The organism is Candidatus Cloacimonadota bacterium (genome assembly GCA_020532085.1).
Classification (GTDB): domain Bacteria; phylum Cloacimonadota; class Cloacimonadia; order Cloacimonadales; family Cloacimonadaceae; genus Syntrophosphaera.
In genome coordinates this window covers 25703-37526 of record JAJBAV010000015.1, presented here as the reverse complement: position 1 = coordinate 37526, position 11824 = coordinate 25703, and the positions used below count along the sequence as shown (strand labels likewise).

15 protein-coding genes are annotated in these 11824 nt (G+C 54.4%); all 15 read right to left on the bottom strand.

The window, feature by feature from the left end; translation table 11 throughout:
- Window positions 1-13 precede the first annotated feature (13 nt).
- Window positions 14-1339 (bottom strand): signal recognition particle protein, encoded by a 1326-nt coding sequence (gene ffh, locus LHW45_05585; GenBank protein ID MCB5285045.1) that lies wholly within the window; start codon window positions 1337-1339, stop codon window positions 14-16.
- A gap of 288 nt (window positions 1340-1627) precedes the next feature.
- Window positions 1628-2275, bottom strand: coding sequence for a ribulose-phosphate 3-epimerase (rpe, locus tag LHW45_05580; protein MCB5285044.1), 648 nt, complete (start codon window positions 2273-2275; stop codon window positions 1628-1630).
- 2 nt (window positions 2276-2277) lie between these two features.
- The gene (locus LHW45_05575; GenBank protein MCB5285043.1) at window positions 2278-2565 is read right to left on the bottom strand and encodes a DUF721 domain-containing protein; all 288 of its coding nucleotides are present in this window, start codon (window positions 2563-2565) and stop codon (window positions 2278-2280) included.
- Window positions 2566-2616: 51 nt separating this feature from the next.
- Complete coding sequence (locus LHW45_05570) at window positions 2617-3354, bottom strand: hypothetical protein (GenBank protein ID MCB5285042.1); 738 nt, start codon at window positions 3352-3354, stop codon at window positions 2617-2619.
- Between the two features lie 14 nt (window positions 3355-3368).
- Window positions 3369-3959, bottom strand: coding sequence for a 50S ribosomal protein L9 (gene rplI / locus LHW45_05565; GenBank protein MCB5285041.1), 591 nt, complete (start codon window positions 3957-3959; stop codon window positions 3369-3371).
- Window positions 3956-4792: a hypothetical protein gene (locus LHW45_05560; GenBank protein MCB5285040.1), complete on the bottom strand. Its 837-nt coding sequence runs from the start codon at window positions 4790-4792 to the stop codon at window positions 3956-3958. The genes rplI and LHW45_05560 overlap by 4 nt, the downstream gene beginning before the upstream one ends.
- The gene (rpsR, locus tag LHW45_05555) at window positions 4792-5028 is read right to left on the bottom strand and encodes a 30S ribosomal protein S18 (protein MCB5285039.1); all 237 of its coding nucleotides are present in this window, start codon (window positions 5026-5028) and stop codon (window positions 4792-4794) included. The genes LHW45_05560 and rpsR overlap by 1 nt, the downstream gene beginning before the upstream one ends.
- A gap of 13 nt (window positions 5029-5041) precedes the next feature.
- A complete protein-coding gene (locus tag LHW45_05550) occupies window positions 5042-5476 on the bottom strand; it encodes a single-stranded DNA-binding protein (protein MCB5285038.1) in 435 nt (144 codons plus the stop codon).
- Window positions 5477-5484: 8 nt separating this feature from the next.
- Entirely contained in the window at window positions 5485-5775 is a 291-nt protein-coding gene (gene rpsF, locus LHW45_05545) for a 30S ribosomal protein S6 (protein ID MCB5285037.1), read from the bottom strand.
- The gene (gene pth / locus LHW45_05540; protein ID MCB5285036.1) at window positions 5759-6367 is read right to left on the bottom strand and encodes an aminoacyl-tRNA hydrolase; all 609 of its coding nucleotides are present in this window, start codon (window positions 6365-6367) and stop codon (window positions 5759-5761) included. Before pth ends, rpsF begins: the two co-directional genes overlap by 17 nt.
- Window positions 6364-6972 carry a 50S ribosomal protein L25 gene (locus tag LHW45_05535; protein MCB5285035.1) on the bottom strand — a complete coding sequence of 203 codons (609 nt, stop codon included), beginning with the start codon at window positions 6970-6972 and terminating at the stop codon, window positions 6364-6366. The genes pth and LHW45_05535 overlap by 4 nt, the downstream gene beginning before the upstream one ends.
- A 21-nt stretch (window positions 6973-6993) precedes the next feature.
- The gene (locus tag LHW45_05530; GenBank protein MCB5285034.1) at window positions 6994-7938 is read right to left on the bottom strand and encodes a ribose-phosphate pyrophosphokinase; all 945 of its coding nucleotides are present in this window, start codon (window positions 7936-7938) and stop codon (window positions 6994-6996) included.
- Window positions 7922-8788 (bottom strand): 4-(cytidine 5'-diphospho)-2-C-methyl-D-erythritol kinase, encoded by an 867-nt coding sequence (gene ispE / locus LHW45_05525; protein MCB5285033.1) that lies wholly within the window; start codon window positions 8786-8788, stop codon window positions 7922-7924. The genes LHW45_05530 and ispE overlap by 17 nt, the downstream gene beginning before the upstream one ends.
- Window positions 8724-11015: a polysaccharide biosynthesis tyrosine autokinase gene (locus tag LHW45_05520; protein MCB5285032.1), complete on the bottom strand. Its 2292-nt coding sequence runs from the start codon at window positions 11013-11015 to the stop codon at window positions 8724-8726. Before LHW45_05520 ends, ispE begins: the two co-directional genes overlap by 65 nt.
- A 13-nt stretch (window positions 11016-11028) precedes the next feature.
- Window positions 11029-11688: an SLBB domain-containing protein gene (locus LHW45_05515; protein ID MCB5285031.1), complete on the bottom strand. Its 660-nt coding sequence runs from the start codon at window positions 11686-11688 to the stop codon at window positions 11029-11031.
- Window positions 11689-11824: the final 136 nt, after the last annotated feature.

The following is an 11824-nucleotide window of genomic DNA, read 5'->3' as shown; positions in this document are numbered from 1 at the left end:
CTCCTGACGTTGGTTATTTACTCATAAGGTTTTCGAGGTCTTTCATCCCCTGCGGGGTGGAAAATTTCTTCATCATCTTCTTCATGTCCTCAAACTGTCTGAGCAGCCGGTTCACTTCCATCACGCTGCGGCCGCAGCCTTTGGCGATGCGCAATCTCCGGCTGCCGTTGAGGATGTCCGGTTTTTCGCGTTCCCGGTCGGTCATGGACTGGATGATCGCCTCCACGTGCTTGAGGGCGTTGTCGTCGATCTTCAGGTCTGCCGGCAGCTTGTGGCCCAGGCCTGGGATCATCCTGATGATGGATTCCAGGGAGCCCATCTTTTTGATGCTCTGCAGCTGTTTGAGAAAGTCGTTGAGCGTGAACTGGTTCTTGAGCATCTTCCTGGCCAGTTTTTCGCTCTCCTGGGCGTCGACGGCTTCTTCGGCCTTTTCGATGAGGCTGAGCACGTCGCCCATGCCCAAAATTCGTGAGGCCATGCGATCCGGATAGAAAACCTCAAGGTCGCTGAGTTTTTCGCCGATGCCCACGTAGGCCACCGGGCGGTCCGTGACCGCTTTGATGGAAAGGGCTGCGCCGCCGCGGGCGTCCCCGTCCAGCTTGGTGAGGATCACCGCGTCGAAGGCCAGTTTGTCGTAAAATTCCCTGGCCACGTTCACAGCTTCCTGGCCGGTCATGGCGTCCGCCACGAAGAAGATGTAATCCGGTTTAATAAAGGATTTGAGCCGAACCACCTCGTCCATCATCACTTCGTCGATGTGCAGGCGTCCCGCGGTGTCGAAGACCAGCAGGTTGATGAGGTCCTTCTGAGCCTCGCGCAGGGCGGTGTCGGCGATCTGCAGCACGTCTTTGCTGTCTTGGGCGATCACGGGGATGCTGATTTGTTTGCCCAGGATCTGCAACTGATCAACGGCGGCGGGACGGTAAACATCACAGGCCACCAGCATCGGCTTGAGGTTCTTCTTGCGGAAATGCAGGGCCAGCTTGGCGCAGGCAGTGGTTTTGCCCGAGCCCTGCAAACCCACCAGCATGATCTTGGTGAGTTTGTTGTTGTAGGCCTTGAGTTCGAAGCCCTCGGTGTCCATCAGCGCGATCAGCTGCTCGTGCACGATCTTGATCACCTGCTGGCCCGGGGTGAGGGATTTCATCACCTCGGCGCCGAGCGCGCGTTTTTCCACTTCCGCCACGAAATTCTTGACGATGCGGAAATTGACGTCCGCCTCAAGCAGGGCCAGCCTGATCTCCCGCAGCGCGTCTTTGATGTTCTGTTCGGTGAGGTAGCCCTTGCCGCGGATGTTGCGGAAGACTTTATCCAGTTTTTCGGAGAGATTGCTAAACATTAGGGGTCCTGTTGCCTGTAGTTATTTGTCATCAAGGTGTTGCTGGGCAATGGTTTGCTTCTGGTCTCGTTCCAAACCCAGGCCTGTTCGCACGCCGTTCGCCTCCCGCATGATGGCCGCATTTGAGGCGGGAATCATGCGGGGAGCTTGCAGGCGGTGGAGCATTCAGGATCAAGGAGGGGTAGTGTGCGGTTCCCCAGAAAAGCGGAGTGAATAGTTGAAACAGGCGATATTTGCTTGCTTGGGGCCTGTTCGCGTAACAGCATATGGAATTCATGAGCATGGGACTCAACTATTTCGCAGAGAGTGGATGGCGGCGGCGCGATCGGTTGAGCCGAAAATGTGGGAGGCGGAAACGAGGATATTGGCCCCGCCGGAGATGAGGCCGGGGGCATTCTGAGCGTTTACTCCGCCATCCACCTCGATGAGGGTGGGCAGGTTGCGGCGGGCGATGAGCTCTCTGAGGATGCTGATCTTATCCAGCACTGAGGGGATGAACTGCTGGCCGGAAAAACCGGGATTGACGCTCATCAGCAGCACATAGTCAAGCTCGGGAAGGATGGCATCCAAGGTGGAGACCGGCACGGCAGGGTTGAGGGCGATCCCGGCCTTCATGCCGCGGCTTTTGACCTGTTGCACCAGCCGGTGGACGTGATATTCGCATTCCTGGTGGAAACTGAGCCAATTTATTCCGATGTCAGCGAGCGGATCCACGTAGGCGGCAGGATTGGTGACCATCAGATGCGCGTCCAGCGGCAGATCAGACAATTGCCGGATCCTGGCTATGAGGGGCTGGCCGAAAGTGAGGTTGGGCACATAATGCCCATCCATGACATCCAGATGCAGCAGATCAGCGCTGCCAACCTCGGCCAGTTCCCGCTCCAGATGAGCAAAATCACAGGATAAAACCGAGGCCGCGATCCGCACTTTCGTCATGTTCAACTCCTGATGAGAAAGATGATGTCCCTGATCTCCTGGGGTATCTTGGTCCGGCATTGGCGCAGGATCTCAGCTTTGCGCAGATAAAGCTCCTGCAGCCAGGAATTGTTTTGCACGGCCACGTAAAGGATGGAATCGTGAAAGCGGAAGGGGTGGGAACGCGAGGCCAGGAGTTCTCCCACGATATCCTTCCAGCCTTGATAGAGCAAAATGAAAGGCTGGTATTTATCGCCACCGATCTGGACCAGTACCTGCTTCAGCAGGCTGGAAACCGGACTGAAAGCCACGTCAGTTCACCTTCTTGGGGCTGAAAACAGACCGATCCGGCCGGAGCCGGATCAGTCGATCTTTTCAAATTGGGTGAAGGTGAAATAGGCCATGACGGCGGCAATTAGGGCCGCCAGGTAGGTTTTGGCAAAGGCGCCGGAGTCATTTGTGACCATCAGCACCATGATCCCGGGAAGGACAGCCGCCAGGATGACCAGAACGTATCCGGCCACCGCAGCGCCCAGGCCTCCCTTGCGGTTGATCAGAACCAAGGCTAAAACGATCAGGGCAATGAACACCAGGATGGCGACGATGGTGATGATCACCGAAGTGGCCTCAAGCTTGAAGAGATCGCCGGTGAGCACGATGACCGCGGGCAGGCCTATGGCCAGGATCCCGGTGATCCCACCCAGGACATATTTCAACAGGGGTTTGGAGGTGGTGAGCTCAAAGTGACGCTGGCGGTTCTTGATCGCCACAAAGATGAGCCCCACGATGGCTGCGAGCACGGCGAATACCACCACATAGCCCAGGATGCCGTGACGGAGGTAGCCCAGTATGGAGGCCACCGCGACAAAAAGTACCACGGCGATGACTTGCAGCATCGGTTTGGCACCCGCACCAGCTTTTCCTTCCCGCTCGTTCTTCTTGGCGTTGCTGTTCAGCAGGTAAACTATCGCGAACACGGCTACAAAGAACAGGATGGAAAAGGGCAAAACTTTTGGATTGCCCGCGCCGATCAGCGACAAAGCGCCGATCATCGCGACCACCGCCAGGACTCTGGTGATGTTAAACAGAGTGTTCTTCATGGGTTTCTCCCAATTTAATTTTCGTCGTCGGCCGGTTTTGGTTCCTCGGTATCAGTTTCGGGCAGGTCCGCTTCCGCTTCAGCCGGGAGTTCAGGTTCCACGGGGGAGGTTTCTTCCACCGCCTCAGGGGCGACGACCTGTTCTTCGACAGCTTCTTCTTTCGCTTCCTTCTCGACCAAAACTTTCAGTTCCGACACGATATCCTTGTGCAAACGGATCTGAACGACAGTTTCGCCCAGGCTCTTGATGTGCTTGTCCATCAGGACCGCGGACTTATGGACATTCACGTCCTGCGCGGCCAGTTGATGCACAATGTCTGTCTCGGACACAGAGCCGAACATGCTGTCGTGTTCGTCCACCTTGCGGACGAAAACAAGGCTGAGGGTTCTGATCCTGGCGTCAAGCTTTTTCAGCTCCGCGACCAGCTTTTCTTCTTCTTCCGCAGCCTGATTCTGGATGGCGCTGAGGTGTTTCATGTTCTGGGGGGTGGCATACATGGCCAGATCGCGGGGAATAAGGTAGTTTCTGGCGTAACCGCGTTTCACGGAGACGACTTCACCTTTTTTTCCCAGCTTTTCTATGTGATTGAGGAGGATGACTTTCATGCGTAGGTTCCTTTAGTTCTTAATTTCCTGAAATCGAGCCAGATATCGGCAAATCCCAACAGGGCGACCAGGATCAGGTTGAATATGGCCAGCGCGAACACCAGCAAGGTGACAAAAGCGTTGGAGGCCAGGCGTGACAACCAGTTCAGGAGCACGCCCACACCCTGCACCAGTGGCAAAACGCACAAGGCGAGCAGGGTGTTCACCAAAACTTCGCGCAGCGGGGGAAAGAAATACAGCGGCAAAACTGCCAGGATCAAGAGATTGTACCAGGCAGGCAGGCTGAATTCCCGGAGGATGGATCGGACCCCGTTCAGATGCAGAAAGATCAGGTGCCCGGCCGTGAGGGCCATCAACTGCGTTACGGTCCAGCTGGCCGGCAGCAGCAGGCGCGTGAGGGCCAGGGTGTTTTGGGTTTCCGCCATCTGCATCATCTGGGGCAGGAGTTTGTTCATTTCTGCCAGGGCCTGCTCATGTACGGCCAGGAGTTGGGTTTGAAAGAGGACAAACCTCGCCGCGCCATACACGATCACCAAAATTGCTCCGTGGGCCAGCGCCACCGCGGCTTTATCCTGCCGGGTGAGGCTGTGCAGGTAAAGTAGGGAAACCAATCCGGCGCCAACAACAGCATCGGAAACGATCAGCAATGATCCCGGCTGCCGATAAGAAAAAGCGGCCAGCAAGACCGGGAAAACCAACCAGAGTAAAGCTCTGGACTGCGGTTTTCCCTCACTCCGCAGCAACAAACCGCGGAGGCTGATCAGCATCAGAAGCAAGCCCAGAAAGGGGCTTATGGTTGCCAGGGCACCCAGGAGCAAGGCGACGACGGGCACTATTCGATCACGAAGGGAAGCAGCGCCATTTGGCGGGCGCGCTTGATCTCGGTGGTAAGCTTCCTTTGGTGCTTGGCACAGGTTCCGGTCATGCGGGCGGGATCTATCTTGCCCACATCGGAAATGAATTGGCGCAGAGTGTCCAGGTTCTTGTAATCTATCACAAGCTCTTTATTGGCACAGAAGCGGCAGTATTTCTTGCGGGTGAATTTCTTTTTTCTGTCGGTCAGGTTCATTCTCTACTCCAAATCAAAATGGTACGTCGTCGTTGGTGGCGTCGCTGCCGGCATGAGGCGGTTCTTCATGCGGAGGTGGTGTGTCTCCACCCTCTTCCCTGGGCTTCCACTCAAGGGTTTGGACAAAGTCCGCGATGATCTCGAAAACCTTGCGGTTAACGTTGTTCTGGTCCACATAAGACCTTACGTCGATCTTTCCCTCCACCAAAACGGCGGTGCCTTTGTGGGCTTGCTTGCAGAGGTTCTCGGCCGTTTGGTTCCAAGCCACCACATCCACATAAACCGGCACTGATTGCCATTGATCGGATTCGTCTTTGAAACGCTTGTCCATGGCCACCGAGAAATTCACAACCGGGCTTCCCTTGGGGGTGTACTTTAACTCAAGTTCTTTGGTGATGCGGCCGGCGATGAGCACTCTGTTCAGCCGGGGTACTTTCAGATCTGCCATTTTTCCTCCTATTGTTCCTTGACGATGAACATGTGCCGGAGCACCTGCTCATTGATGTTCAGTTGCTGCTTGATGCCTTTCACACCGGCAGCGTCCATGCTGAGGTAATTCACAAAGTAGTGGGCCTCAGTGTTTTTGTTGATGGGATAGGCCAGCATGCGCTTGCCCCAGAGGTCGGTTTTCACGATTTCTCCGTTTTGTTCCTTGGCGAGGTTGAGGATGCTTTCGTTCAGGGCGGCGGCTTCCTCATCGCTGAGCTTAGGTGAGATGATCACCATAAGTTCATAGTTCTTTACCATTGTCTTTCTCCTTTGGACCATTGTTTCCGGGGTTTGGCTCCCCGGAACAGGATTTTTTCCAGATGCTGTAGGCGTTCAACACTGAGTTGAAATCGCCGCTTATATAGATGTCAATTAGTTCACAAACCTTTGCCAGAGTGGGTTGCAACAGTTGCAGCTCCGCTGGGGAAAAGCTGTCCAAAACGTAATCCCTGGGGTTGGAGCCATCGCGGCCGATCCCCACCCGGATCCGTTTTAGGTCTTCAGCTGGAAGGATTTCCAGCAAAGATCCCATGCCGTTGTGGCCGCCATCCCCACCGCCATTCCGGACCCGCAGACTGGCCAGGGGCAGTTCGATGTCGTCGTGGATCACCAGGGCCTCGGAGACCTTCCATTTGCCGCGAGCTGCCGCGAGGGCTTGGCCAGACCTGTTCATGTAAGTGTTGGGTTTGATCAGGCAGGCGCCGCGGTGGCGGAGAAAATCGAAGTGCCGGCCATGCTTGAAACTCATGCTGTGTTGCCCGGCCCAAAGCTCGAGACAGAGGAAACCGGCGTTATGGCGGGACAGTTCATATTCCCGGCCGATATTCCCCAATCCCAGAATCAGCTTCATTGTTCAGGTTTGGGCTCCTCGGCAGCGGGAGCTTCAGCGGCAGCGGGTGCTTCCTCGGTTTTCTTGGCATGCACCACCACCAGCGTGATGTCGGAGTGGTCTTTGTATTGCCAGTTGCCGGCGGGAAGATCCTTGATGTGGAGGGCGTCTCCTACCTTGAGCGCGGAGATGTCCAAACTGATCTCTTCCGGAATGTCTTTGGCCCGGCAGGTGATTTTCACCGATCTTTGGATCACATCCACAAAACCGCCTTCCTTGGTTCCCACTGCTTCGCCCACGAACTGGATGGGGACTTCGAATTCCATTTGCGCGGATTCTTCCACCACCATGAAATCGATGTGCAGGATGTTACGGGTGACAGGGTGGATGAGTTTGTCCTTGAGGATGGTATGGTATTTGGTACCATTCAGGACTATCTCGTAAAAGGCCAGCTCATTGAAGCTTTTCTTGTAGCACTGCTGAAACTTGCCGCGATCAATCGCGATCGGTGTTGATTCAACCGACTTTCCGTACAGCACCGCGGGGATCATTCCCTGACGGCGCAGGGCGTTTAGTTCGCTTTTCTTGCTGGTTTGCTTGGGTTGGGCTTCGAGAGTAAATATCACTTATTCCTCCATTCTCAATATCTATTTAAACAGAATACTGAGAGATTCCTCTATATGTATTTTCTTGATGGCTATGGCCAGCATTTCCGCTATGGACAGCTGCACGATCTTGGAGCAGTTGGTCGCTTCCGCGGAAAGGGGGATGGTGTTGGTGACAAAGAGTTTTTCCAGCGGCGAGTTTTCAATGTTTTGAACTGCCTTTCCGGAAAGCACGCCGTGAGTGCAGGCGGCGTAGATCTTTTTCACTTCGTAATTCTTCAGCACGTCGGCGATCTTCATCAGGCTGCCGCCGGTATCGATGATGTCATCGAAGAGGATGGCCGTTTTTCCGGCCACATCTCCAATTATGTTCAACAGAATGGCTTGATCGTCATTTCCCGTGCGGCGCTTATCGCCTATGGCCAAGCCGCAGTTGAGTCTCTTGGCCAAGGCACGGGCGCGGTTGGCACCCCCGGAATCCGGGGATATGACCACTGCATTGTCTATCTCCATGCTTTGGAAATAGCGGGCGAAAGTTGGGATGGAGTAAAGATGGTCGACCGGGATGTTGAAAAATCCCTGGATCTGCTCCGCGTGCAGGTCCACTGTGATGACCCTGTCGGCTCCAGCCACCGTGAGCAGGTCAGCCACCAGTTTGGCCGTGATGGGCACCCGGGGCTGGTCCTTTTTGTCCGAACGGGCATAAGCGTAGTAGGGTATCACGCAGTTGATCCTTTGGGCGGAAGCGCGTTTCAGGGCATCGATCATGATCAGGAGGTCCACCAGGTTGTCATTAACCGGCCGGCAGGTAGGCTGGATGATGAACACGTCTGCGCCCCGAACGTTGTCGTTGATCTTTACGAAGGACTCATCATTGGCAAATTTGAACAGATCAATATCAGCCAAGGGCACCCCGGCAAAGCGTGCCACCTCCTCGGCCAGGGGCCGGTTGGCTTTTCCTGTGAACAGTTTAAGCTTCGAGTTCACTTTCGTACTCTTTCTTAGATATCGTCCTTACTATTTGTGTCCAGTAACCTATCCGGTCAAAATGTCGCTGGCAGGCCCGCATCTTCGCGGCATCCTCAAAAACTCCCAGGCAGGTGGAGCCACTTCCACTCATGATCGCGGCGGCGGCACCTGCGTCTGTCAAATCGCGCAACACCCGGTCCACCGCTGGGTAAGCTTGCCGGATGCCGGGTTCCAGCCTGTTGAACAGCCAGTTGTGGCCATTAGGCTGCTCCAGACGTCTTCTGTCTCCGCTGGTTTCGGCAGGGACCAAGGCATAGGCTTCCGCGCTGGAAATTCGGATTCCCGGATTCACCAGCAGGAGCTCCAGCTGGAGGTCCGGCCGCGGCTCGATCATTTCGCCCCGGTGGGTGGCCCAGGCAGTGCCGCCATGCAAAAAAAAGGGAATGTCGCTGCCAAAACGCGCGGCGATGAGTTCCTTTTCGGCACGGGTCAACTTCAATCCCCAGAGATCGTTCAGGGCTAGCAGGGTGACAGCAGCATTGCTGCTTCCACCGCCCAATCCGGCTGCAATGGGGATCCTTTTCTCCAAGTGGATGTCAACTCCCGTTTCCGGCTTGAACTCGTTCAGCAGATACTGCGCCACTTTGAAGACCAAGTTGCTTTCTACAGCCATTTCAGGCAAGTTAGACCACAATTTTACACCCGGCCTTTTTGTCAAAACATATTTGAGCGTATCACAGAGCGAGACACTGCAGAGCAGTGTCTCGATCTCATGATAGTTGTCGGGGAGCTTCCCGAGGACCTCAAGAAACAGATTTATTTTTGCGTAGGAAGCGAGCTGCGCTTTTTTTCTGTTTCTGGGGAACATCTTCTCCATAGTAATAGTAATAGTAGTAGTAATAGTAGTAGTAGTTCTGTTTACTGTAATACTTCTGGACGTAGACGCCGTTGACGATGATGCCGTCGATGGTGGCGTCGATGTTTTCCATTAGTTCCTTGGTGCGCTTGATGATGCCTTTCTCGGTGAAGCCGCAGCGGACCACGATGAAAGTGAGGTCAACTTTCTTGGTCAGAATGAGGGCGTCCGTGACGGCAATGATGGGCGGTGTGTCAAAAAGAATGAAATCGTAGCGGGCCCTAAGATCTTCGATCAGTTTGTCGGTCTGAGATGAAGAGATCAGTTCAGAGGGGTTGGGCGGAATGAAACCGCTGGTGATCACATCCAGGTTTGGGATGCCGGAGGCCTTGACCACTTGTTCGAGAGGAACGTCGTTATCGATCAGATAATCGCTGAGGCCGTTTTCTTTTTCCACCCCGAACTTGCTGTGGATCATGGGACGGCGCATGTCCATGTCGACCAGGATCACCTTGGCGTTCATCTGAGACAGGGTAATGGCCAGGTTCACGATCGTGGTGGATTTACCCTCCTTGGGACCGGAGGAAGTGACTAGTAGAGTGGTGCTGCCGGCGGGCTTCTTGGCCAGGATGTTGGTACGGAGGGTACGGTAGGATTCGGCGATGGGCGATTTTGGCGCGTAGTGCGAGACCAACTGCATCATCACGAAATGGAGCGATTTGCTAAGCTGTTCCTTGTTTTCGCCTTCGGCCTGCTCGATCATGTTGTTGAATTCCATGATCCGGGATTCCGATTCTTGGATGATGGGAATGGTGCCCATGATGGGAAGGCGGACGTAGTTTTCCATGTCTTCCAGAGTGCGGAGCTTGGTATCCAGGGAATGAACCAGGAAGGCGGCGCCAATGCCGAGGCCGAGGCCGAGAATGAGTCCCACCAGCATGTTCATCGACACGCGCGGTTTGATCGGAGCGCCCGGCATTTCGGCATAATCCAGAACACGAATGTTACCGATCTTGGCTTGTTCAGCGATGCGGGCATCCTCATATTTTTCCATCATGATGCCGTAGATCTTTTCATCCAGGGTCATGCTCCGCAACAGGCGGGCGTATTCCAACTCTTTGTCCGGCAAGGTGATCAGGCGATCATCGTAAATGGCTTTGGTCTGCTCCAAGCCGTTCACCATCGTCCGGGCCATCTCCAATTCAACTTCCGCCTGGACAATTTTCATCAGCACGTCATTGCGCACGGACAGGGGGTCCTGGCTCAGGGAGATGGCGATGAATTTCTGGATCTCGGTGTCGAGAGTGTTTTTCGTTTTGGCCAGCTCTTCCTGCAGGAGCTTCATCTGAGGGTGGTTTTCAGAATAGTTTTCGTTCGTTCTGAGCCGGGCTATGGTGGCTTGGGTATCGGTGATCTGCTTGCGTAATTCCTCTATGTAAGGCGCTTGCAGTACATTTTCCACCTCCACCAGCAAAGAATCCTGGTCTTGCAATTGTTTGCGCAGCACGTCCAAGGTCTTGGCCTTCACTGCCTGGTCGGTGAGCGTGGCCTCGTATTCAGACTCCACTTCTGAGGATTGTTCGATCCATTTCTTGGTGGTTTCAGAGATCTCGATCAGCTTGTTTTCGTTTTTAAACGCTCGCAGATCATCTTCAGAAATCTGGAGGCGGCGAGAGATAAGGTCCAGTTGCTCGCCCAGAAACTCGCGGATGGTGGTGAATTCCAGCCTGGCCATCTGGGTGTTTTGCTGCTGCACCGCGTCGGCGATGGCGTTCACCGCCGCCATGGCTTCTCCCCGGTTCGTGGATTCAAAAGAGAGGTTGAGGATGTCTGTATCGCGTTTCGATTCTATCTGAACCCTGCGCAGGCTGCCGGCCGGATAGGCTGAACCGCTGATCGGATAAGATTCCCAGTCCGGGTTCTTTTTCATGATCTCGTAGGCGGCATTCAGGATCGGTTTGCTGCGCATCAACTCGATCTGGTTGTTGATGCTGTTCTTGCTGCCACCCTGATTGGTAAGCAGCAGGATGTCCGCGCCGGAGTTCTGGTTTTCCATCAGGATCCTGCCAGAGGCAGAATAGATGCGGGGCTGGCGGAGAGTGTAGATAATTGTGCCGGCGAGCACGATCACAAAAATGAGGATGATCAGGTAGCGGTATTGCAGCAAGATCCGCAAATAATCGCTGATCTTGATCTCTTCTGGCTGCGGAACTGAGCTGGGTTGGTTGTTTTGATCCATAGCTGACCCCTGGTTACAGATTGGTAATGAGGTTGTAGACGCTTAAGGCAATGGCCGCCTTGGACAAGATGTCCGCAACCTTGCCGAACCAGTACCAGATCTCCCCACCCACCATGACCGTGTCTCCCGGCTGCAGCTGCAGCGGGATGGTTGATGCTTGTCCCAGGTCTTTGACCGTTTTGAGATGATAAACGTTACCGGTTTCCAAGTACTTTCGAAAATTGATAGTGATGATCTCGCCATCCGAAGTGGGTACTTCTTTGTCTGGATCGGCAACTGTGACCGCGCTGCCTGTTCCTGCGGGAATATTTGTCTGAACAGCCATGAGAGAATCCCCGTCTGCAGACAAACTGTCCGGGAGGTTGGTTTCGATTTCAGATACCGGCGATCCCTTTCTCGTGATGGTAATCTTGGATAGTTTCGCGTCTTCCAACGGGCCTCCCGCGAGGGCCAGCAGGGTAAGAAAATCGGTATCGTCAGGCACCAGGTACAGGCCGGGTTTGCTCACTCGTCCGAGAATGTACACATTCATTTTGAGCTTTTCCACGCCGCTGCGGCTGCCGTCATAGCTATAGGCGGAACTACTGCTCATGGTGGCAGCTGAATTGCCGGTCTGCGCAACCAAAAGAAGCGATGCGGCCAGTATGATCATAGATAGCAGGAGCTTTTTCAACATATCCTCATTTTTCCAGTTTACGTTATTTTTCCCGATTCTCGAATTACGTCAAGACAAATTTTCCCCCGGGTAACGGCAGCAAACTCCAGCCTGGCCTTTAGGGACTTGAATCTCATTAGCTTAGGCCTGGCTG

What these genes read in the sequence shown, in the direction of transcription:
- ffh (MCB5285045.1), bottom strand. Translation starts at nt 1,339, where the DNA reads ATGTTTAGCAATCTCTCCGAAAAACTGGATAAAGTCTTCCGCAACATC.
- rpe (MCB5285044.1), bottom strand. Translation starts at nt 2,275, where the DNA reads ATGACGAAAGTGCGGATCGCGGCCTCGGTTTTATCCTGTGATTTTGCT.
- LHW45_05570 (MCB5285042.1), bottom strand. Translation starts at nt 3,354, where the DNA reads ATGAAGAACACTCTGTTTAACATCACCAGAGTCCTGGCGGTGGTCGCG.
- rplI (MCB5285041.1), bottom strand. Translation starts at nt 3,959, where the DNA reads ATGAAAGTCATCCTCCTCAATCACATAGAAAAGCTGGGAAAAAAAGGT.
- rpsR (MCB5285039.1), bottom strand. Translation starts at nt 5,028, where the DNA reads ATGAACCTGACCGACAGAAAAAAGAAATTCACCCGCAAGAAATACTGC.
- LHW45_05550 (MCB5285038.1), bottom strand. Translation starts at nt 5,476, where the DNA reads ATGGCAGATCTGAAAGTACCCCGGCTGAACAGAGTGCTCATCGCCGGC.
- rpsF (MCB5285037.1), bottom strand. Translation starts at nt 5,775, where the DNA reads ATGGTAAAGAACTATGAACTTATGGTGATCATCTCACCTAAGCTCAGC.
- pth (MCB5285036.1), bottom strand. Translation starts at nt 6,367, where the DNA reads ATGAAGCTGATTCTGGGATTGGGGAATATCGGCCGGGAATATGAACTG.
- ispE (MCB5285033.1), bottom strand. Translation starts at nt 8,788, where the DNA reads ATGTTCCCCAGAAACAGAAAAAAAGCGCAGCTCGCTTCCTACGCAAAA.
- LHW45_05520 (MCB5285032.1), bottom strand. Translation starts at nt 11,015, where the DNA reads ATGGATCAAAACAACCAACCCAGCTCAGTTCCGCAGCCAGAAGAGATC.